This is a genomic window from Pseudomonas sp. Nvir (assembly GCF_963778085.1).
Lineage (GTDB): Bacteria > Pseudomonadota > Gammaproteobacteria > Pseudomonadales > Pseudomonadaceae > Aquipseudomonas > Aquipseudomonas juntendi.
This window is the reverse complement of record NZ_OY970405.1, coordinates 1,725,361-1,745,170: the sequence shown is the minus strand read 5'-3', so window position 1 is coordinate 1,745,170 and position 19,810 is coordinate 1,725,361. Positions and strand designations below refer to the sequence as shown.

Genomic DNA, 19,810 nt, shown 5'->3' with positions numbered 1-19,810 from the left:
GTCATTCTCCCCGCAGGGCGGAAACCAGCCCTTTGAATTTACTGTTGAGCAAGGTGAAGCTGGCCTGGAAGCCAATGGCGTTTTCGGTGTAGTTCGACTGCTCGATCTGCGCGTCGACGGTGTTCTGGTCGATCGAAGGCTGCAGCGGCGTGCGGTATTTGAGCGTGTCGTCAGCAGCGACGGCCAGGCCTTCGGCTTCGATGTGCCGGCTGTTGGTCCGCTCCATGGCAAAGCGGCCACTTTGCTGCTTGCTGGTTTCGGCGGCGAGCACCGAAGAGAAGTCCATGTCACGCGCCTTGTAGTTGGGCGTGTCGGCGTTGGCAATGTTGTTGGCCAACACTTCGGCGCGCTGGGCGCGGAAGCCCAGGGCCTTTTCGTGAATGCCAAGCGCCTTGTCGAAACTGATGCTCATATCGGGGAAACCTTCAGAGGTTGACCGGAGTTTTGTTGAGCAAGCTATAGCAAGGGCTGTGCCAACCCCCGTGCACCCCCGAAATTACGGGGTATGCGCGCGGCATGCTGTCAGGGTGATGCCAGAAAAGCGGCAAAGGCCTTCCGCCTTTGGCAGTGAAAGCGGCAATTGCCGGTTGGCAAAAGCGGCAAAACAAAAATTTGACGTCAGGGTTTTCCTGAGCCGGCCTCTTCGCGGGCATGCCCGCTCCCACAGGGGCCATGCAGGCCTGAAGGCGGTACAGGCAAACAAAAAGGCCGGCAACTTTCGCCGCCGGCCTTCTGCTTACTTGGCCTGGTAGATGATCCCCGGGCTGCACTGCACCATCTGGTAATGGTCCGGCAACCCGTTCAACGCCTCCGAGGCGCCGAGGAACAAGTAGCCACCCGGCTTCAGCGTGCTGTGAATACGCAGCAGGATGTCGCGCTTCACCTGCGCCGAGAAGTAGATCAACACGTTGCGGCAGAACACGATGTCGAACTTGCCCAGGCTGGCATAGCTGTCGAGCAGGTTGAAGGCACGAAACTCGACGCGGCTGCGGATCGCCGGCTTGACCGCCCAGCGCCCAGGCCCCTTGGGGTCGAAATAACGCTGCAGGCGCTCCTGGGACAAACCGCGGGCAATCGCCAGGCTGTCGTACTCACCGGTCTTGCAGTTGGTCAGCATGGTACCGGAGAGGTCGGTAGCCACGATTTGCGCACCCATCTTCAGCTGGCCGAGGTTGCTGCGCTCGAACTCGTCGATGGCCATCGAGATGGAATACGGCTCCTGGCCCGACGAGCAGGCAGCGGACCACATGCGCAGCCGCTGCCCAGGGTTGTTGCGAATGAACTCGGGAATGACCTTGTTCTTCAGCACTTCGAACGGATAGGTGTCGCGAAACCACAAGGTCTCGTTGGTGGTCATGGCATCGACCACCTGCTCGCGCAGGCCGCCGCGCGGCTGGGTCTGGATGCGCTGCACCAGCTCACCCAGGCTCTTGATGCCCTGTTGCTCCATCAGCTTGTTGAGACGGCTGGAAACCAGGTACTGCTTATTTTCCCCCAGCAGGATGCCACAGGCTTTCTCCAGGAAGACCCGGAACTGTTCGAAATCCAAATTACCCGTAGACACTACTGCCGCCTCTTTTCAATCACTGGTGCCAGGGCTTGCCCCGGCTGCTTCAATGCGCTGCCTTGATCCGGTCGACCACCCGCTGGGCCAGGTCGTCCGGCTTGAACTTGGCCAGGAAGTCATCAGCGCCGACCTTCTTGACCATCGCCTGGTTGAACACCCCGGAAAGCGAAGTATGCAGGCAGATGTGCAGTTTTTGCATGCGCGGGTCACTGCGAATTTCCGCGGTAAGCGTATAGCCGTCCATTTCCGGCATTTCAATGTCGGAGATCATCATCAGGAACTCCTCTTCCGGCTTCTTGCCCTCCTCCACCAGCTGGCGCAGGTAGTTCAAGGCCTGGCGGCCGTCATTGAGCGCCACCACTTCCACCCCGACGGTCTGCAGGCAGCGGCTGACCTGCTTGCGTGCCACCGACGAATCGTCGACGGTCAGCACCCGCAGCAGCACGGCCTTGTCCTGCACCTCGGCATCGACCACCCCGGCCGATACCGATTCGGAAGAAGGTGCCACCTCGGCCAGCACTTTCTCCACGTCGATGATCTCGACCATGCGGTTATCCACCCGGGTGACGGCGGTCAGGTAGTGGTCCCGGCCGGTGCCCTTGGGTGGTGGGTGGATCTCTTCCCAGTTCATGTTGACGATGCGTTCGACCGAATGCACCAGAAAGCCCTGAGTCTTGGTGTTGTACTCGGTGATGATCACGAAACTCTTGCGCGTGTCTTCCTGCAGCGGTCGCAGCCCGGTCGCCATCGACAAGTCGAGGATCGGGATGGTCGCCCCACGAATGTTGGCCACCCCGCGCACCACCGGGTGCGCCTTGGGCAGCAGGGTCAGCGCAGGGCATTGCAGCACTTCCCTGACCTTGAATACGTTGATGCCGTAAAGCTGTTCGCCATTGAGGCGGAACAGCAGCAACTCCAGGCGATTCTGCCCCACCAGCTGCGTGCGCTGGTTGACCGAATCCATCACACCCGCCATGCCAGACTCCTTAACATTTCAGCCTTACGTTGCAACTCGAACAGTGAGTCGGCACGGGCTTTGCTTTTTTGAGCGTCATGTACACGAAAACGACATTTTTCCGACGATTGACGCGCCTGCTGACTGGCTCGCTGGCCACGCTGTGCCTGCTGATGCCCGGCGTTCGCACGGTAGCGGACGCGTTCACCTTGCCTGAACAGCTTATCGGTGTCACCCAAGGGTTTCTTGAATTTACCGTCGAAGATTATCTGGCCAGTACCCAGACCGCCGGCCGCTATGAAATCGAGGTCAGCTCGCTGGACCCGCGCCTGCGCATGCCGTTGTGCAGCCAGCAACTGGACGCCTCGCTGGAAAGCCCCGCGCAGCCACTGGGCCGGGTGACCGTGCGGGTGCGCTGCAATGGCGCCGCGCCGTGGACGGTATTCGTTCCCGCCACGGTGCGGCTGTTCCGCGACGTGGTGGTGGTAACCCGCCCGCTCAAGCGTGACAACGTCGTTGGTGAAGGCGACGTGGCCCTGCGCGAACGGGATGTCGGCACCCTGGGCCAAGGCTTCCTCAGCGAACTAGACCAAGCCGTGGGCATGAAGATGCTGCGCCCCACGGTGATCGACCAGGTGCTCACCCCGCAGCACCTGGAGCAGGCCGAGGTGGTGCGCAAGGGTGATCAGGTGGTCATCGTGGCGCGCACCGGCAGCCTGAGCGTGCGCATGCCAGGCGAAGCCCTGAGCAAGGGCGGCCTCAGCGAGCAGATAAGGGTACGCAACCTCAATTCAAAACGGGTGGTCAAGGCCAGGGTCACCGGCCCAGGCCAGGTCGAGGTCAGCATGTAGACCAATCGCCAGAAGGCGCTGGCGGTGCGGAACCGCATTTCCTAAACTGTGTCAGAAAACGGGTGGCGAGCTTGCTGACAGGCGGCAACGCATTTGTGCCTAAAGTTTCTATCGGGTTGGCCGAAAACAAGGCAAGCGTCCAAATACCCAGAGGTTTCTGATCATGGTCATCGACTTCAGTCGTTTGAATAACTCTCCGTCCGTCACGGGCGGCGTGCGCGGTAACAGCGCCACCGGCAGCGCCGAAAAACCGGCAGCCAGCCAGGAAGTGGTGAAAGACACCGGCGCCAGCGGAGAAGCGGTACACCTCAGCCAAGAGGCCCAGCAGTTGCAGAAGATCAGCGACAAGCTGCGCGACGAACCGGTGGTCAACAGCGCCCGTGTGGCTCAGTTGAAACAGGCTATCGCCGACGGCAGCTACCAGGTCGATGCCGGCCGGGTCGCCAGCAAACTGCTTGATTTCGAAGCCCAGCGCTGACCGAGCGGCGCGCTGACTTCACGGACGCTAGAAAAGCCAAGAGTTAGCCATGCACGACACCACTTTGCTGCAACTGATCGAAGATGACATTGCCCCGCTGCAGGAACTGCTTGAGCTCCTGCAGAAAGAAGCCGTTGCTTTGCATGGTCGCGACATGTCGCCACTGGAGAGCATCTTGGCGCGAAAGCAGTCTTTGATCGTGCTGCTCGAGCAGCAAGGGATCCGTCGCGGCAACCTGCTCACCAGCCTAGGCCTTAGCGCCGATCGCGCAGGGGTCGAGGCCGTTGCCGCTCAATCGCCAAATGGTGCATTGCTACTGCGGCAACTCGACGTAATTAGCCAGCTGATGCAAGCCTGCCAGCAAGTCAATGAGACCAATGGCCGTATCATCCAGGTGCAGCAACACGTCACCAATAACCAGATCCGCATCCTTCAAGGCGGCGATTCACCGTCGCTGTACAATAGCCGTGGCGGCACATCGCTGCTGAGCAAGCCACGCGCCCTCAGCCAAGTCTGATTTTTCTATCAAGGCACGGAACATACTGGCAAAATGCCGTTACTTGCGTGAGTCGCTTTTGCCTGGAGAACGATAAGCCGTGTTCAATGAATCAGATGCCCCGCAACCGCCAAAGGTGCTGAGCACCCCTTTGGAGATTGCGGCCAACTTGCGGCAACTGCAAGAAAGCCACGACCCGCTGATCATCACCTTCCATGACCGCAGCCACCGCTTCCAGAGCTACGTGACGCACGTGGACCGTGAAAGCAACACCCTGGCGCTGGATGAAATGATCCCCCGTGACGGCGAGAAGTTCATCGAGAGCGGTGAACACTTCCGTGTCGAAGGCTTCCACGACGGCGTGCGTATTGCCTGGGAATGCAACCACGCACTGAAGATCAGCGAAGTCAACGGCCACCGCTGCTACAGCGGCCCCTTGCCAGTCGAGATGACCTACCACCAGCGCCGCAATGCCTTCCGCGCCGCGCTTAAGCTGTCGCAACTGGTCGACGTGATCCTTGACGGTACCCACCTCAAAGGCAACGGTGCCCTGCGCGGCAAGCTGCTGGACATCTCCGCCACCGGCTGCAAACTGCGCTTCGAGGGCGATGTCGAAAGCCGCCTGCAACTGGGCCAGGTGTATGAGCGCTTCAAGGCGGGTAACCCGCTGGGCCTGGTCGACACCATGGTCGAGCTGCGCCACCTGCATTACGAAGAGCGCATCAACACCACCTTTGCCGGCGTACGCTTCCACAACCTCAGCGGCCCGGCACAGCGCAAGGTCGAGAGTTTCGTGTACCAGCTGCAGCGTGAGGCGCGGCGGTTCGACAAAGACGACTATTGACCGTCGGCTGGTTGAAGCAGAAACGCCACCTTCCGAGGTGGCGTTTTCGTTTGTGTCTCTCCTGTGCTGGCCCCTTCGCGAGCCCGCGAAGAGGCCAGCACAGGCTTACACTGACTTGCTCGCGTCTTCAGCCTCGGGCGCCTGTTGCTCGGCCCCCTTCTCTTCCGCCTCGGTATCCTCTGCCGCCACCGGTGCCTGCATTACATCCTGCACGGTCTGCTCATCCACGCGCGGGTCCAGGGCCGCCGACAATGGCGAACCGGCCGCCGGCATCGCCACGTGACCAAGCGGTGCGTCCTGCACCTGGTGCAAGCCGGTAACCGCCTTCGGCCGGATGCGCCACACCAGCACCAGCGCAAAGAACACGAAGAAGGCATACAGCATCTGCGCGCCCAGCACCTTCATCAGCACGCCAGCCGCCAATGGCCCGATACAGGCGCCAACGCCGTAAGTCACCAGCAGCATCGCGGTCAACGACACCCGCCGCTCACTTTCCACGTGGTCGTTGGAAAACGCCACCGCCAGCGGATACAGGCAGAACTGCAACAGCGAAATCACGAAGCCGATGCCGAACAGCAACTCCAGCGGCACGCTGGGCAGTACCGCCAACGGCGCTGCCGCCAGTGCCAGGCCCACCGCCACGCTGCGGATCAGTACCGCCCGGTCGTAACGGTCGGACAACCAGCCCAGCGGCCACTGCACCAGCAGGCCGGCAAAGATGCAGCTACCCATGAACAAACCGATCTGCTCCGTACTCATGCCCTGGCTGGAGGCATACAACGGCGCCAGGCCGTAGAACGAACCCACGATCAGCCCCGAGCCGAGCACGGTGCTGAGCGACTGCGGCACGCGCTTGATGAAGAATTTCGGCTCCATCGGGGCCGGGCGCAAGGGTGCCGGGTGAATACGCCGGGTCATGGCCACCGGCACCAGGCACAGGGCAAAGCACATAGCCACCAGCATCAGTAATTCCGGGCCAAGCGCCGGGTGCACCACCAAAATCAGCTGGCCGAGCACCAGGCCCAGGTACGAGGCAATCATGTACCCGCTGAACACCGCGCCGCGGTGCTTCACATCCGCCTGCTCGTTGAGCCAACTCTCGATGACCATGTACTGGCACATCATGCCCAGGCCAACAATCATGCGCAGGCCGACCCACGCCGGCAGCCAGTCGGTCAGGCCATGGCCGAGCACCGCCGCGCCAACGATGCCGGCGCAGGTGGCATAGGCACGTATGTGCCCGACCCGACCGATCAGCCGGTGGCCGACCTTGCCGCCCACTGCCAGGCCAAAGTAGTTGGCCGCCATCAAGGCACCGACCCACAGGCTGTCGACGTGGTCGGCAGCCAGGCGCAAGGCGAGGTAGGTACTGAGCAGACCCGAGCCGATCAACATCATCAGCGCGGCGAAATACAACGACTGAAACGGCTTCCATACATTTCGCATAGGTACCGAGGAGCTCCCTGGTCAGGTGGCGGGCTGCTAGCAGCATAAGGGCAAAACCCGCTCGGCGCAGGCCCCCTTGAGCGATTTGCCGCCATGGCGGCGTGTCCGGTGCAGGTGGTGTCGCGATCAGGCTGGTACTGCCAGCACGCGCTGTTTGGCACGGCTGCTGGCGACCTAGCCTTCGATGAATTCGCAGTTCAACAGTTCCCACGCCAACGGCGCTGCATGGCTCACTCGCGCAAGGTCATGCCATTGGCTGGCAGCGGCAGGGCGGTTTTATAGCGCACCTGCTTCAGGGCAAAACTCGAGCGAATATTGGCCACCCCCGGCAACCGGGTCAGGTAATCGAGAAACCGCTCCAGCGCCTGGATGCTGGGCAGCAGTACCCGCAGCAGGTAGTCCGGGTCACCGGTCATCAGGTAGCACTCCATCACCTCGGGCCGCTCGGCGATTTCTTCCTCGAAGCGATGCAGCGACTGCTCCACCTGTTTCTCCAGGCTGACATGAATGAACACGTTCACATCCAGCCCCAGCACCTCAGGCGACAACAACGTCACCTGCTGCCGAATCACGCCAAGCTCTTCCATGGCCCGCACCCGGTTGAAACAGGGCGTGGGCGACAGGTTCACCGAGCGTGCCAGCTCGGCGTTGGTGATGCGGGCGTTCTCCTGCAGGCTGTTGAGAATGCCGATATCGGTACGATCGAGTTTGCGCATGAGACAAAATCACCGGTTTTTTTTGGTTATACGGAATGTTTATCTGCCGCGCACGGCAAAGGCAATCAACTTGAGAGAAAAATTCTCCTGCCGGGCCACTAAGATGTAGGTGACGCTGACCTGCCAGTCACAAGCCGGCACTCAGCGGCGGCCGCTTCAAAGCTCACAAAAACAAATACCCGAGCGAGCGTAAAAAGCATGAACGAGTACGCCCCCCTGCGTTTGCATGTGCCCGAGCCCACCGGCCGGCCAGGCTGCCAGACCGATTTTTCCTACCTGCGCCTGAACGACGCAGGTCAAGCCCGCAAGCCTCCTGTGGATGTCGATGCTGCCGACACCGCCGACCTTTCCTACAGCCTGGTCCGCGTCCTTGACGAGCAAGGTAACGCTCAGGGCCCGTGGGCTGCAGACATCGACCCGCAGGTCCTGCGCCAGGGCATGCGCGCCATGCTCAAGACCCGGGTGTTCGACAGCCGCATGGTGGTTGCCCAGCGCCAGAAGAAGATGTCTTTCTACATGCAGAGCCTGGGCGAGGAAGCCATCGGCAGCGGCCAGGCACTGGCATTGAACCGCACCGACATGTGCTTCCCCACCTATCGCCAGCAAAGCATCCTGATGGCCCGCGACGTGTCACTGGTGGACATGATCTGCCAGTTGCTGTCCAACGAGCGCGATCCGCTCAAGGGCCGCCAGCTGCCGATCATGTACTCGGTACGCGAGGCCGGCTTCTTCACCATCAGCGGCAACCTGGCCACCCAGTTCGTGCAAGCCGTCGGCTGGGCGATGGCCTCGGCGATCAAGGGCGATACCAAGATCGCCTCGGCGTGGATCGGCGACGGCGCCACCGCCGAGTCGGACTTCCACACCGCCCTGACCTTCGCTCACGTGTACCGGGCGCCGGTCATTCTCAACGTGGTCAACAACCAGTGGGCCATCTCGACCTTCCAGGCCATTGCCGGTGGCGAATCGACCACCTTCGCCGGCCGTGGCGTGGGCTGCGGCATCGCCTCGCTGAGGGTCGACGGCAACGACTTCGTCGCGGTGTACGCCGCCTCGCGCTGGGCCGCCGAGCGCGCGCGCCGTGGCATGGGCCCCAGCCTGATCGAGTGGGTCACCTACCGCGCCGGCCCGCACTCGACCTCTGACGACCCGTCCAAGTACCGCCCCGCCGATGACTGGAGCCACTTCCCGCTGGGTGACCCGATCGCCCGACTTAAGCAGCACCTGATCAAGATCGGCCACTGGTCCGAAGAAGAACACCAGGCCACCACCGCCGAATTCGAAGCGGCGGTGATCGCCGCGCAGAAAGAGGCCGAGCAATACGGCACCCTGGCCAACGGTCACATCCCGAGCGCTGCCTCGATGTTCGAGGACGTGTACAAGGAAATGCCCGACCACCTGCGCCGCCAACGCCAGGAACTGGGGGTTTGACATGAACGACCACAACAACAGCATCAACCCGGAAACCGCCATGGCCACCACCACCATGACCATGATCCAGGCCCTGCGCTCGGCCATGGATGTCATGCTTGAACGCGACGACAATGTAGTGGTGTACGGCCAGGACGTCGGCTACTTTGGCGGCGTGTTCCGCTGCACCGAGGGCCTGCAGGCCAAGTACGGCAAGTCGCGCGTATTCGACGCGCCGATCTCCGAGAGTGGTATCGTCGGCACCGCGGTAGGCATGGGCGCCTACGGTTTGCGCCCGGTGGTGGAAATCCAGTTTGCCGACTACTTCTACCCTGCCTCTGACCAGATCGTTTCCGAAATGGCCCGCCTGCGTTACCGCTCGGCCGGTGAATTCATCGCCCCGCTGACCCTGCGCATGCCCTGCGGCGGCGGCATTTACGGTGGCCAGACCCACAGCCAGAGCCCGGAAGCCATGTTCACCCAGGTGTGCGGCCTGCGTACGGTCATGCCATCGAACCCGTACGACGCCAAGGGCCTGCTGATCGCCTCGATCGAATGCGACGACCCGGTGATTTTCCTGGAGCCCAAGCGCCTGTACAACGGCCCGTTCGACGGCCACCACGACCGCCCCGTGACACCCTGGTCGAAACACCCGCACAGTGCCGTGCCCGACGGCTACTACAGCGTACCGCTGGACAAGGCCGCCATTGCCCGGCCAGGCAATGACGTGACCGTGTTGACGTACGGCACCACCGTGTACGTCGCCCAGGTGGCAGCCGAAGAGAGCGGCGTCGATGCCGAAGTGATCGACCTGCGCAGCCTCTGGCCGCTGGACCTCGAGGCCATTGTCACATCGGTGAAAAAAACCGGCCGCTGCGTGGTCGTGCACGAGGCCACCCGCACCTGTGGCTTTGGTGCCGAACTGGTGTCGCTGGTGCAGGAGCACTGCTTCCACCACCTGGAGGCGCCAATCGAGCGTGTCACCGGCTGGGACACCCCCTACCCTCACGCACAGGAATGGGCTTACTTCCCTGGGCCTTCGCGGGTAGGCGCGGCATTGAAAAAGGTCATGGAGGTCTGAATGGGCACGCACGTCATCAAGATGCCGGACATTGGCGAAGGCATTGCGCAGGTCGAGTTGGTGGAATGGTTCGTCAAGGTCGGCGACACCATCGCCGAAGACCAGGTGGTGGCCGATGTCATGACCGACAAGGCAACTGTGGAAATCCCTTCGCCGGTCAGTGGCAAAGTATTGGCCTTGGGCGGCCAACCCGGGGAAGTGATGGCGGTCGGCAGCGAGCTGATCCGCATCGAGGTGGAAGGCAGCGGTAACCATGTGGATGTGCCGCAGGCCAAACAGGTGGAAACTGCAGCTGCGCCGGCAGCGCCGCAGGAACCCGTTAAACCGGTCGCCTGCCAGGCACCGGCCAACCATGAAACCGCGCCCATCGTGCCGCGTCAGCCGGGCGACAAGCCGCTGGCTTCGCCCGCCGTGCGCAAGCGCGCCCTGGATGCGGGTATCGAACTGCGCTACGTGCATGGCAGCGGCCCGGCCGGGCGCATTCTGCACGAAGACCTCGACGCCTTCATGAGCAAGCCGCAAAGCAGCACTGGGCAGGCGCCGAATGGCTATGCCAAGCGCACCGACAGCCAGCAGGTGCCGGTGATCGGCCTGCGCCGCAAGATTGCCCAGCGCATGCAGGACGCCAAGCGCCGGGTCGCGCACTTCAGCTACGTGGAAGAAATCGACGTCACGGCCCTCGAAGCCCTGCGCCAGCAACTCAACAGCAAGCACGGCGACAGCCGCGGCAAACTCACCCTGCTGCCGTTCCTGGTGCGTGCGCTGGTGGTGGCGCTGCGTGATTTCCCGCAGATCAACGCGACCTACGACGACGAAGCGCAGGTCATCACCCGCCATGGTGCGGTGCATGTCGGCATCGCTACGCAAGGGGACAACGGGCTGATGGTGCCGGTGCTGCGCCACGCCGAAGCAGGCAGCCTGTGGGCCAACGCCAGCGAGATCACACGCCTGGCCCATGCCGCGCGCAACAACAAGGCCAACCGCGAAGAACTGTCCGGTTCGACCATCACCCTGACCAGCCTCGGAGCGCTGGGCGGTATCGTCAGCACGCCCGTGGTGAACACGCCGGAGGTGGCGATCGTCGGCGTCAACCGCATGGTCGAGCGGCCGGTGGTGATCGACGGCCAGATCGTCGTGCGCAAGATGATGAACCTGTCCAGCTCGTTCGACCACCGGGTGGTCGATGGCATGGACGCCGCCCTGTTCATCCAGGCCGTGCGTGGCCTGCTCGAACAACCTGCCTGCCTGTTCGTGGAGTGATCATGCAACAAACCCTACAAACCACCTTGCTGATCATCGGCGGCGGCCCTGGCGGCTATGTCGCGGCCATCCGCGCCGGGCAACTGGGCATACCCACGGTGCTGGTCGAGGGCCAGGCGCTGGGCGGCACTTGCCTGAACATCGGCTGCATCCCGTCCAAGGCACTGATCCACGTGGCCGAGCAGTACCACCAGGCCACCCGCTACACCGAAGCCTCGCCGCTGGGCATCAGCGTGGCTTCGGCGCGCCTGGACATCGGCCAGAGCGTGTCCTGGAAGGACGGCATCGTCGACCGCCTGACCACCGGGGTCGCCGCCTTGCTGAAAAAAAACGGAGTCAAGGTTGTGCATGGCTGGGCCAAGCTGCTCGACGGCAAGCAGGTCGAGGTCGATGGCCAACGTATCCAGTGCGAACACCTGCTACTGGCCACCGGCTCCAGCAGCGTTGAACTGCCGATGCTGCCGCTGGGTGGCGCGGTCATTTCCTCCACCGAAGCGCTGGCACCCAAAGCCCTGCCCCAACACCTGGTGGTGGTGGGCGGTGGTTACATCGGCCTGGAGCTGGGTATCGCCTATCGCAAACTGGGCGCGCGGGTCAGCGTGGTGGAAGCGCGCGAGCGCATTATGCCGACTTACGACACTGAACTGACGGCACCGGTGGCCGAGTCGCTGAAAAAGCTGGGCATCGCCTTGCACCTGGGCCATACCGTCGAGGGTTACCGAGATGGCTGCCTGCTGGCCAATGATGGCCAGGGTGGGCAGTTGCGCCTGGAGGCTGACCAGGTACTGGTGGCGGTCGGCCGCCGACCACGCACCCGCGGCTTCAACCTGGAATGCCTGGACCTGAAGATGAACGGCGCCGGCATCGCCATCGACGAGCGCTGCCAGACCAGCATGCACAATGTCTGGGCCATCGGTGACGTGGCTGGCGAGCCGATGCTGGCGCATCGGGCCATGGCCCAAGGCGAGATGGTGGCCGAGATCATCGCCGGCAAAACCCGCCGTTTCGAGCCGGCAGCCATTGCCGCCGTGTGCTTCACCGACCCGGAAGTGGTGGTAGTCGGCAAAACCCCGGAGCAGGCCAGCCAGCAGGGCCTGGACTGCATCGTCGCGCAGTTCCCGTTTGCTGCCAATGGCCGGGCCATGAGCCTGGAGTCGAAAAGCGGTTTCGTGCGCGTGGTGGCGCGCCGTGACAACCATCTGATCGTGGGTTGGCAGGCGGTTGGCGTGGCCGTTTCCGAGCTGTCCACGGCGTTTGCCCAGTCGCTGGAGATGGGCGCATGCCTGGAGGATGTGGCCGGTACCATCCATGCCCACCCGACACTGGGTGAGGCGGTACAGGAAGCGGCACTGCGCGCCCTGGGGCACGCCCTGCATATCTGACACTGAAGCGGCCAAGGCCGATTTGGCCCGCTGCGCCGTGAGGCGCCGCGGGTCTTTTTTTTACTCACGGGGTCGGCACAGGCTACTCGGCTATGGCGTTCTTGCCATTGCCCTTGGCCCGGTACAGCGCCTGGTCCGCCCGCGCCAGCAGCTCGACCTGGTCTTCCCCGCCGCGCCGCTGTACCACGCCGTAGCTCATGGTCAGCTGGCAGTCGCCCACCGGCTCCAGCTGCTGTACGGCCTGGCGCAGGCGCGTTGCCACGTCCAACGCTTCGCTCAGGGCGGTCTGCGGCAGCACGATGATGAACTCGTCACCCCCCCAACGCGCCAACAGGTCAAAATCACGCAGGCAGCTGCGCAGGTTTTCCGCCACCTGCACCAATGCCCTGTCACCCTGCGCGTGGCCATAGCGGTCGTTGATCGGCTTGAAATCATCCATGTCCATGGCAATCAGCGACAACGGCTGGCGAAAGCGCTGAGCGCGCTGACACTCCAGTTGCAGCTCCTTTTCCAGACGGTAGCGACTGGCGACGCGGGTCAGGGCATCGCGTTCGGCCAGCTCGCGGTTTTCATCCAGCTGGCGCTGCAACTGCTGGTTGACCCAGGACAATTCGCGGGTGCGTTCGGCAACCAGGCTCTCCAGTGATTGGTTCTTCTGTTGCAGCTGCGCAACCAGGCGCTTGCCAGCGTCAATGTTGCGGTGCGCACCGAGCATGCGTGCCACCGAGCCATCGGCGTTGCGGTCGATGATATAGCCAGTGTCCTCGATCCACAGGTAACTGCCATCCTGGCAGCGGCAACGGTACTCGATAAGGTAACGCTCGGTGCGCTGCTCGATGTAGGCCTCGAAATGCGCCATCACCCGGGGGTAGTCTTCGGGATGGATCACACTTTCCCAGGTGAATACCGAGTTGGCCTTGGAATGGTTGGCATAGCCCAGCATGGCGTACCAACCGGGGTTGCGATAAACGTAGCCGGTGTTGGCGTTCCAGTCCCAGATGCCATCGCTGACCAACTCGAACAAGGTGTGCAACTGCTGCTCGCTGAAGCCGGGGGGCGCCGGCCTGGTTTCCTGATTCATGCGCTCTCCCTGATGCCCAGCAACTGCGTGCCCATCAAGGGGCTGCCGACATTATGTGTTTGCCGCAGGCGGCAAGATCATGTCTGTCAGTGGCAAGCATAAGCCTGGCGCTGGGAGACCGGAAGAGATCCAACGGCGTATATTTTTACCGGCCATGACGGCCTGATCGGGGGCAAGCCTCAGGGCTTTGGAGAGGTAGGCAAACAGAGGGGGAAATGGCGTCCCAGGCAGGAATTGAACCTGCAACCTTCCCCTTAGGAGGGGGATGCTCTATCCAATTGAGCTACTGAGACGCAAACACCGGCAGCGAGCGCTGCACAGCGGGACGGCGAGCATGTTAACCAGCATGCCAGCGTTTGTCATGCCTATACCGGGCTTTTTCGCGTAATCCTTTTCTGGCACTACGTTGCCCCGGGCAGCACGCCCGTTTCGCGCAGCAGTGTGAACAGGCCGGCGACGGCTGTTTCCAGGCGGTTGGAATTGTCCAGCACATGCACGGTGGGGTCGCTGGTGTGCTGTAAACGTGCATTACGGGCCAGGCGCTGCTCGATTTGCGCCGCCGTTTCCCGCCCGCGGGCCAACAAGCGCTCGCGCAGCACTTCGGGGCTGACTTCGACCAGCACCGCCAACAGGTCCGGGTAACGCGCACGGGCTTCGGCCAAATAGGCGCGCGAGCCATTGACCAGCACCGGCCTGCCCGCCTGCAGCCAGGCGTCCACCTGCACCGCAATGCCATAGTCCAGGCCATTGGCCTGCCAATGCATGGCGAACGCGCCCTGCGCGAGCAGGGCCGCAAACTGCTGCGGGGTAACGCCATGGGCCGCTTCGCCCCGCGCTTCTGCCGAGCGGGTAATGACCCTGCGGGCGATTTCCACGCCGGCGGCAGCCAGTTGCTCACGGGAAGCTTCCAGGATGGAATCCTTCCCGGACCCTGACGGGCCCATCAAAAATATCAGCCGCCCTGCCCCTGATCGGCGGTCGCTTGCGTCATGTTGCATAGCCACTATGCTCTATGGAGGGAACCCGGCGCATTCTAGGGGTTTTCCTGGTCTTTTGCTGTTTTTTACCAGTTTTTGACGGCAAAAGGCTGACGGTCAGGCGAGCCGGAGCATGTAAAACTTTTCAAACCAGTACTCATTTCTGATAATTGGTACTGGCACAAAGCCTTTACCCGGCTCACTATTTGTCACAGAATTGACGCCAAGGAAACGGCGACCTTGAGGCAAGATGAGCATCCAATTTTCACTGACGGTTGAACATTTTGTCGCCACGACGGTCGTATTTTCACCCCCGTGCGGCCAATTTGAGAACCGCTTCCCCTGAACCAAAATCCGGTCAATTTATATGCGCCCAATGAAACAGGCTATTTATTCGAGCCGCACCGCTGACAAGTTCGTCGTCCGCCTGCCAGACGGAATGCGTGAGCGCATTGCCGAGGTAGCGCGCAACCATCACCGCAGCATGAACTCCGAAATCATCGCACGCCTGGAGCAGAGCCTTATCCAGGAAGGCGCGTTGGGTGACGAGCTGAGCATGCGCCTGGACAGCCCGGAGCTGTCCCTGCATGAACGCGAGTTGCTGCAACGTTTCCGTCAGCTGTCCCACCGCCAGCAAAACGCCTTGGTTGCGCTGATCGCGCACGATGCAGAGATGGCAGCCGACGCTTCCTGAAGGTTGCCAGCGGATACAAAAAAGCCAGCGTCAGCTGGCTTTTTTGTGGGTCACTACAGGGAATTCGCCCCCGGTAGGAGCGGCCTTGTGTCGCGATGGGGCGCGCAGCGGCCCGGGTTCTGGCGTCACAGCCGACATTGCCGGGGCCGCGCTGCGACCCTTTCGCGACACAAGGCCGCTCCTACAGGGATCGCGTAAGGCAAGAAAGGGGTTACAGCAAGAATAGCGTCGCCAGCCCCAGGAAGATGAAGAACCCGCCACTGTCGGTCACAGCCGTGATCATCACACTCGCGCCCATCGCCGGGTCCCGCCCCAGTCGCGCCAGGGTCATCGGGATAAGCACCCCCATCAGCGCGGCCAGCAACAGGTTGAGGGTCATCGCTGCGGTCATCACCACCCCCAATGACCAGCTGCCATACAGCCAGAAAGCCACCGCACCGATCACCCCGCCCCACACCAGGCCGTTGATCAGCGATACCGCCAGCTCTTTACGCATCAAACGGCTGGTATTGCCCGGCGACACCTGATCCAGCGCCATGGCACGGACGATCATGGTGATGGTCTGGTTACCGGAGTTGCCACCAATACCGGCAACGATCGGCATCAACGCGGCCAAGGCTACCAGTTTTTCAATCGAACCCTCGAACACGCCGATCACCCGCGAAGCCAGAAACGCGGTGATCAGGTTGATCGCCAGCCAGGCCCAGCGGTTGCGGAACGAACGCCAGACCGAGGCGAAGATGTCCTCTTCTTCGCGCAGACCGGCCATGTTGAGGACTTCGCTCTCGCTTTCCTCACGAATCAGGTCGACCATTTCGTCGATGGTCAAACGGCCGATCAGGCGCTCGCTCTTGTCGACCACCGGCGCCGATACCAGGTCGTAACGCTCAAAGGCCTGCGCGGCATCGTAGGCATCTTCCTCGGGCTGGAAAGACACGGGGTCGGTCGCCATGACCTCCGCGACTTTCTTCTCCGGGTCGTTGACCAACAGGCGCTTGATCGGCAACACCCCTTTGAGGATGCCGTCGTAATCGACCACGAACAGTTTGTCGGTATGGTTGGGCAGTTCTTTGAGGCGGCGCAGGTAGCGCAGCACCACTTCCAGGCTGACGTCTTCGCGGATGGTGACCATCTCGAAGTCCATCAGCGCACCGACCTGCTCCTCGTCGTAGCTCAGCGCGGAACGCACCCGCTCGCGTTGCTGGGCATCCAGCGTTTCCATCAGCTCGTGGACAACGTCACGCGGCAACTCAGGCGCCAGGTCAGCCAGTTCGTCGGCGTCCATTTCCTTGGCCGCCGCCAGCAGCTCGTGGTCGTCCATGTCGGCAATCAGCGACTGACGTACGGAGTCGGAGACTTCGAGCAGGATGTCGCCGTCGCGATCCGAGCGCACCAGCTGCCAGACCGTCAGGCGGTCTTCCAGGGGCAAGGCTTCGAGGATGTAGGCGACGTCGGCGGGGTGAAGGTCATCGAGCTTGCGCTGCAACTCGACGAGGTTCTGGCGGTGGACCAGGTTCTCGACCAGGTCGTTGTGCGCACCTTCCTGGCGGTGGGTCAGGTCTTCGACCACACGCTGGCGCTGCAGCAACTCGATCACCTGGGCCAGGCGATCCTGCAGGCTGTCCTGTGCTTTTTTTACTTCTACTTCGGTCATAGGCGAACTCCACTCCCAGCAGCGGAGCACGCCGGGAGAATCAATCGGTCAGATCTTTCGGTATGAATCGTGTTAGCGAGTAACTACTGGGTAAGTCCATGGTGGTTTTCCACAAGCCCCGGCGGGGCTGACGGGCGCAATCATACACTGCTAAAGCTGTCAGATCGCTTAAATTTTTGGCTAGAACAATCGTTTGCGCGATAAAGCTGGGACAACGCACGAAGCCAACAGTGCGACGGTTGTCACGGGTACGAAAGCACATTGAATTTCGCATATGTCGCGGCAGTGCGGCCTTGTGGCTGCGAAGCGCCACGGCCACGGCACAACCTTTACAGGAAAGCTTAGATGGCCATGGTCGACAATTCTGTGACACGCAGAAACAAAAAGCCCGCTCTGTTGAGCGGGCTTTTTGATGGGGTATGGCGGACTCAGCAGGATTCGAACCTGCGACCGCTCGGTTCGTAGCCGAGTACTCTATCCAGCTGAGCTATGAGTCCGTAATGGTAGTTTTAGACCAGATTACCACTGGTTGACTGAAGTAGCCTTGCAAGCAAAACCACTTCAAAAAGTGGCGGACTCAGCAGGATTCGAACCTGCGACCGCTCGGTTCGTAGCCGAGTACTCTATCCAGCTGAGCTATGAGTCCGCGATTGGCAGTTTTAGACCAGATACCGCTGGTTGACTGAAGCAGCCTTGCAAGCAAAACCACTTCAAAAAGTGGCGGACTCAGCAGGATTCGAACCTGCGACCGCTCGGTTCGTAGCCGAGTACTCTATCCAGCTGAGCTATGAGTCCGCGATTGGCAGTTTTAGACCAGATACCGCTGGTTGATTGAAGCAGCCTTGAAAACAAAGCCACTTCAAAAGTGGCGGACTCAGCAGGATTCGAACCTGCGACCGCTCGGTTCGTAGCCGAGTACTCTATCCAGCTGAGCTATGAGTCCGTGTCTTGCCGCGCATTATAGGTCGCTGAAACATTTTTGCAAGAACGTTTTCGTTTAAAATCAACTACTTAGCGTTCCTACCCGTTACAGCGCCCTACGCAAATAATGGCGGTGAAGGGGGGATTCGAACCCCCGATACCCTTATGAGGTATACTCCCTTAGCAGGGGAGCGCCTTCGGCCACTCGGCCACCTCACCGCAACACGAGGCGAATATTAAAGAACCTCTTTCACCTTTGCAACCCTTTTTTTGAAAAAAACTTCAAAAAAATTAAAGGCTTGGCTCTTCATCCTTCTCTTTCTTGATCCGCAGGTAGATTTCCTCGCGGTGAACAGCCACTTCCTTCGGCGCGCTAACGCCTATACGTACCTGGTTGCCCTTCACGCCGAGCACCGTCACGGTAATCTCGCCGTCTCCAATGATCAGGCTCTCGGCGCACCGACGAGTCAGAATCAACATAGCTTTCTCCTTACGCAAAACATTCAGGGGTAACAGTCTTGGGGTCAGGGCCGGCCGCGGACGACGACCAGCCCGGTCGCACGCTGCACAGGGCAGGACAGGGCCTGCGCAGCGAGCAGAAACACGAAGGGCGCGGCTGGTGCCGCGCCCTTGCAGTGCAGCGCCTTACTCGCCCTGTCGGGCAGGGGCGTCAAGCTCGAACGCGGTGTGCAGCGCGCGCACGGCCAGCTCCAGGTACTTTTCTTCGATCACGACCGAAACCTTGATCTCGGAGGTGGAGATCATCTGGATGTTGATGCTCTCCTTGGCCAGCGCCTCGAACATGCGGCTGGCAACCCCGGCGTGCGAGCGCATGCCGACGCCAACGATGGAGACCTTGGCGATCTTGGTGTCGCCGATCACTTCGCGGGCACCGATTTCGCGGGCGGTGTTTTCCAGCACGCTCTGCGCCTTCTCGTACTCGTTGCGGTGCACGGTGAAGGTGAAGTCGGTGGTGTTATCGTGGGCAACGTTCTGCACGATCATGTCCACTTCGATGTTCGAAGCACTGATCGGGCCGAGGATCTTGAAGGCCACGCCCGGGGTGTCCGGCACGCCGCGAATGGTCAGCTTGGCTTCATCACGGTTGAAGGCGATACCGGAAATGATCGGCTGTTCCATGGATTCCTCTTCATCAATGGTAATGAGGGTACCCGGACCCTCCTTGAAGCTGTGCAGCACGCGCAGCGGAACGTTGTACTTGCCGGCGAACTCCACCGAACGGATCTGCAGCACCTTGGAACCGAGGCTGGCCATTTCCAGCATCTCTTCGAAGGTGATCTTCTCCAGGCGACGGGCCTGCGGCACTACGCGCGGGTCGGTGGTGTAGACGCCATCCACATCGGTGTAGATCTGGCACTCGTCAGCTTTCAGCGCCGCCGCCAGGGCCACGCCGGTGGTGTCGGAGCCGCCGCGACCGAGGGTGGTGATGCTGCCGTGCTCGTCGACACCCTGGAAGCCCGCAACCACGACCACGCGGCCTTCCTTGAGGTCGGCACGAATCTTGTGGTCGTCGATTTGCAGGATGCGCGCCTTGTTGTGCGCGCTGTCAGTGAGAATGCGCACCTGGTTGCCGGTGTAGGACACCGCTGGCACACCACGCTTGATCAAGGCCATGGTCAGCAAGGCAATGGTCACCTGCTCACCGGTCGACACGATCACGTCCAGTTCACGCGGAACCGGCTGATCGGTGATCTGCTTGGCCAGGTCGATCAGGCGATTGGTTTCACCGCTCATGGCCGACAGCACGACGACCAGGTCGTCGCCCGCTTCACGGTGTTTCTTGACCTTATCGGCTACCTGCTCGATCCGCTCGATGGAACCGACAGAGGTGCCGCCAAATTTCTGTACGATCAACGCCATTTCAATGGTGCCTCAGCCCATACAGGGCCCCAAAAAACAATCCAACATGAAGGGGTGGCGGAAGTGGCCGGTGACGCTGCTGCCTGCCACCGGGTGCGGCACCCGGGGGCTTCGCA

At 61.6% G+C, this 19,810-nt stretch carries 19 protein-coding genes and 6 tRNA genes; 9 read left to right on the top strand and 16 right to left on the bottom strand.

Going from position 1 to position 19,810, the window contains the following annotated elements:
- Position 1: 1 nt before the first annotated feature.
- The 3 genes from flgB to AACG97_RS08505 all read right to left on the bottom strand — a co-directional run bounded on the left by flgB (position 2) and on the right by AACG97_RS08505 (position 2,543).
- A complete protein-coding gene (gene flgB, locus AACG97_RS08515; RefSeq protein ID WP_009684247.1) occupies positions 2-412 on the bottom strand; it encodes a flagellar basal body rod protein FlgB in 411 nt (136 codons plus the stop codon).
- A gap of 324 nt (positions 413-736) precedes the next feature.
- On the bottom strand, positions 737-1,564 hold the full coding sequence (gene cheR / locus AACG97_RS08510; RefSeq protein ID WP_009684248.1) for a protein-glutamate O-methyltransferase CheR: 828 nt from the start codon (positions 1,562-1,564) through the stop codon (positions 737-739).
- 49 nt (positions 1,565-1,613) lie between these two features.
- On the bottom strand, positions 1,614-2,543 hold the full coding sequence (locus AACG97_RS08505) for a chemotaxis protein CheV (RefSeq protein ID WP_009684249.1): 930 nt from the start codon (positions 2,541-2,543) through the stop codon (positions 1,614-1,616).
- A gap of 77 nt (positions 2,544-2,620) precedes the next feature.
- Between AACG97_RS08505 and flgA the strand changes: the two genes are divergently transcribed.
- The 4 genes from flgA (at position 2,621) to AACG97_RS08485 (ending at position 5,191) form a co-directional block, all read left to right on the top strand.
- Positions 2,621-3,373, top strand: a complete 753-nt coding sequence (gene flgA / locus AACG97_RS08500) for a flagellar basal body P-ring formation chaperone FlgA (RefSeq protein WP_125855125.1) — start codon at positions 2,621-2,623, stop codon at positions 3,371-3,373.
- A 163-nt stretch (positions 3,374-3,536) separates the two neighbouring features.
- On the top strand, positions 3,537-3,851 hold the full coding sequence (gene flgM, locus AACG97_RS08495) for a flagellar biosynthesis anti-sigma factor FlgM (RefSeq protein WP_125855124.1): 315 nt from the start codon (positions 3,537-3,539) through the stop codon (positions 3,849-3,851).
- 49 nt (positions 3,852-3,900) lie between these two features.
- Positions 3,901-4,368, top strand: a complete 468-nt coding sequence (locus tag AACG97_RS08490; protein ID WP_197885547.1) for a flagella synthesis protein FlgN — start codon at positions 3,901-3,903, stop codon at positions 4,366-4,368.
- A 79-nt stretch (positions 4,369-4,447) separates the two neighbouring features.
- Entirely contained in the window at positions 4,448-5,191 is a 744-nt protein-coding gene (locus AACG97_RS08485) for a flagellar brake protein (protein ID WP_009684253.1), read from the top strand.
- A 105-nt stretch (positions 5,192-5,296) separates the two neighbouring features.
- Here AACG97_RS08485 and AACG97_RS08480 read toward each other — a convergent pair whose 3' ends face one another.
- Entirely contained in the window at positions 5,297-6,637 is a 1,341-nt protein-coding gene (locus AACG97_RS08480) for an MFS transporter (RefSeq protein ID WP_054904782.1), read from the bottom strand.
- Between the two features lie 230 nt (positions 6,638-6,867).
- Positions 6,868-7,353: a Bkd operon transcriptional regulator BkdR gene (gene bkdR, locus AACG97_RS08475; protein WP_003254485.1), complete on the bottom strand. Its 486-nt coding sequence runs from the start codon at positions 7,351-7,353 to the stop codon at positions 6,868-6,870.
- Between the two features lie 198 nt (positions 7,354-7,551).
- On the opposite strand from bkdR, the gene AACG97_RS08470 reads away from it, so the two are divergent.
- From AACG97_RS08470 to lpdA, 4 genes are read left to right on the top strand one after another with little or no spacing between them, the layout of a single operon-like run.
- Positions 7,552-8,784 carry a 3-methyl-2-oxobutanoate dehydrogenase (2-methylpropanoyl-transferring) subunit alpha gene (locus AACG97_RS08470; RefSeq protein WP_029887003.1) on the top strand — a complete coding sequence of 411 codons (1,233 nt, stop codon included), beginning with the start codon at positions 7,552-7,554 and terminating at the stop codon, positions 8,782-8,784.
- A 1-nt stretch (position 8,785) separates the two neighbouring features.
- Positions 8,786-9,844, top strand: coding sequence for an alpha-ketoacid dehydrogenase subunit beta (locus tag AACG97_RS08465; RefSeq protein WP_009684256.1), 1,059 nt, complete (start codon positions 8,786-8,788; stop codon positions 9,842-9,844).
- Entirely contained in the window at positions 9,845-11,104 is a 1,260-nt protein-coding gene (locus AACG97_RS08460) for a dihydrolipoamide acetyltransferase family protein (RefSeq protein WP_054904781.1), read from the top strand.
- 2 nt (positions 11,105-11,106) lie between these two features.
- Positions 11,107-12,486 (top strand): dihydrolipoyl dehydrogenase, encoded by a 1,380-nt coding sequence (gene lpdA, locus AACG97_RS08455; protein WP_144187907.1) that lies wholly within the window; start codon positions 11,107-11,109, stop codon positions 12,484-12,486.
- Between the two features lie 82 nt (positions 12,487-12,568).
- On the opposite strand, the gene AACG97_RS08450 is transcribed toward lpdA, so the two are convergent.
- The 3 genes from AACG97_RS08450 to phnN all read right to left on the bottom strand — a co-directional run bounded on the left by AACG97_RS08450 (position 12,569) and on the right by phnN (position 14,565).
- Positions 12,569-13,567, bottom strand: a complete 999-nt coding sequence (locus AACG97_RS08450) for a sensor domain-containing diguanylate cyclase (RefSeq protein WP_054881816.1) — start codon at positions 13,565-13,567, stop codon at positions 12,569-12,571.
- 216 nt (positions 13,568-13,783) lie between these two features.
- A tRNA-Arg gene (locus AACG97_RS08445) sits at positions 13,784-13,860 on the bottom strand.
- Positions 13,861-13,968: 108 nt separating this feature from the next.
- The gene (phnN, locus tag AACG97_RS08440) at positions 13,969-14,565 is read right to left on the bottom strand and encodes a phosphonate metabolism protein/1,5-bisphosphokinase (PRPP-forming) PhnN (protein ID WP_029887000.1); all 597 of its coding nucleotides are present in this window, start codon (positions 14,563-14,565) and stop codon (positions 13,969-13,971) included.
- Between the two features lie 346 nt (positions 14,566-14,911).
- On the opposite strand from phnN, the gene AACG97_RS08435 reads away from it, so the two are divergent.
- Positions 14,912-15,238: an Arc family DNA-binding protein gene (locus AACG97_RS08435; RefSeq protein WP_009681471.1), complete on the top strand. Its 327-nt coding sequence runs from the start codon at positions 14,912-14,914 to the stop codon at positions 15,236-15,238.
- A 211-nt stretch (positions 15,239-15,449) separates the two neighbouring features.
- Here the strand turns inward: AACG97_RS08435 and mgtE are convergent, their stop codons facing one another.
- From mgtE to AACG97_RS08395, 8 genes are all read right to left on the bottom strand, one after another.
- Positions 15,450-16,892: a magnesium transporter gene (gene mgtE, locus AACG97_RS08430; protein ID WP_009681472.1), complete on the bottom strand. Its 1,443-nt coding sequence runs from the start codon at positions 16,890-16,892 to the stop codon at positions 15,450-15,452.
- A 420-nt stretch (positions 16,893-17,312) separates the two neighbouring features.
- Positions 17,313-17,389: transfer RNA gene (locus tag AACG97_RS08425), tRNA-Arg, on the bottom strand.
- Positions 17,390-17,461: 72 nt separating this feature from the next.
- A tRNA-Arg gene (locus AACG97_RS08420) sits at positions 17,462-17,538 on the bottom strand.
- Between the two features lie 72 nt (positions 17,539-17,610).
- Positions 17,611-17,687 (bottom strand) — tRNA-Arg (locus tag AACG97_RS08415).
- Positions 17,688-17,758: 71 nt separating this feature from the next.
- A tRNA-Arg gene (locus AACG97_RS08410) sits at positions 17,759-17,835 on the bottom strand.
- 106 nt (positions 17,836-17,941) lie between these two features.
- Positions 17,942-18,032: transfer RNA gene (locus AACG97_RS08405), tRNA-Ser, on the bottom strand.
- Between the two features lie 72 nt (positions 18,033-18,104).
- Positions 18,105-18,293: a carbon storage regulator CsrA gene (gene csrA / locus AACG97_RS08400; RefSeq protein ID WP_003254503.1), complete on the bottom strand. Its 189-nt coding sequence runs from the start codon at positions 18,291-18,293 to the stop codon at positions 18,105-18,107.
- A 165-nt stretch (positions 18,294-18,458) separates the two neighbouring features.
- Entirely contained in the window at positions 18,459-19,694 is a 1,236-nt protein-coding gene (locus AACG97_RS08395) for an aspartate kinase (RefSeq protein ID WP_009681473.1), read from the bottom strand.
- Positions 19,695-19,810: the final 116 nt, after the last annotated feature.

Bases quoted from the DNA above. Each gene is read 5' to 3' on its own strand.
- flgB (WP_009684247.1), bottom strand. From the start codon at position 412: ATGAGCATCAGTTTCGACAAGGCGCTTGGCATTCACGAAAAGGCCCTG.
- AACG97_RS08505 (WP_009684249.1), bottom strand. From the start codon at position 2,543: ATGGCGGGTGTGATGGATTCGGTCAACCAGCGCACGCAGCTGGTGGGG.
- flgA (WP_125855125.1), top strand. From the start codon at position 2,621: ATGTACACGAAAACGACATTTTTCCGACGATTGACGCGCCTGCTGACT.
- flgM (WP_125855124.1), top strand. From the start codon at position 3,537: ATGGTCATCGACTTCAGTCGTTTGAATAACTCTCCGTCCGTCACGGGC.
- AACG97_RS08490 (WP_197885547.1), top strand. From the start codon at position 3,901: ATGCACGACACCACTTTGCTGCAACTGATCGAAGATGACATTGCCCCG.
- AACG97_RS08480 (WP_054904782.1), bottom strand. From the start codon at position 6,637: ATGCGAAATGTATGGAAGCCGTTTCAGTCGTTGTATTTCGCCGCGCTG.
- bkdR (WP_003254485.1), bottom strand. From the start codon at position 7,353: ATGCGCAAACTCGATCGTACCGATATCGGCATTCTCAACAGCCTGCAG.
- AACG97_RS08470 (WP_029887003.1), top strand. From the start codon at position 7,552: ATGAACGAGTACGCCCCCCTGCGTTTGCATGTGCCCGAGCCCACCGGC.
- AACG97_RS08465 (WP_009684256.1), top strand. From the start codon at position 8,786: ATGAACGACCACAACAACAGCATCAACCCGGAAACCGCCATGGCCACC.
- AACG97_RS08460 (WP_054904781.1), top strand. From the start codon at position 9,845: ATGGGCACGCACGTCATCAAGATGCCGGACATTGGCGAAGGCATTGCG.
- lpdA (WP_144187907.1), top strand. From the start codon at position 11,107: ATGCAACAAACCCTACAAACCACCTTGCTGATCATCGGCGGCGGCCCT.
- AACG97_RS08450 (WP_054881816.1), bottom strand. From the start codon at position 13,567: ATGAATCAGGAAACCAGGCCGGCGCCCCCCGGCTTCAGCGAGCAGCAG.
- phnN (WP_029887000.1), bottom strand. From the start codon at position 14,565: ATGCAACATGACGCAAGCGACCGCCGATCAGGGGCAGGGCGGCTGATA.
- AACG97_RS08435 (WP_009681471.1), top strand. From the start codon at position 14,912: ATGCGCCCAATGAAACAGGCTATTTATTCGAGCCGCACCGCTGACAAG.
- mgtE (WP_009681472.1), bottom strand. From the start codon at position 16,892: ATGACCGAAGTAGAAGTAAAAAAAGCACAGGACAGCCTGCAGGATCGC.
- csrA (WP_003254503.1), bottom strand. From the start codon at position 18,293: ATGTTGATTCTGACTCGTCGGTGCGCCGAGAGCCTGATCATTGGAGAC.
- AACG97_RS08395 (WP_009681473.1), bottom strand. From the start codon at position 19,694: ATGGCGTTGATCGTACAGAAATTTGGCGGCACCTCTGTCGGTTCCATC.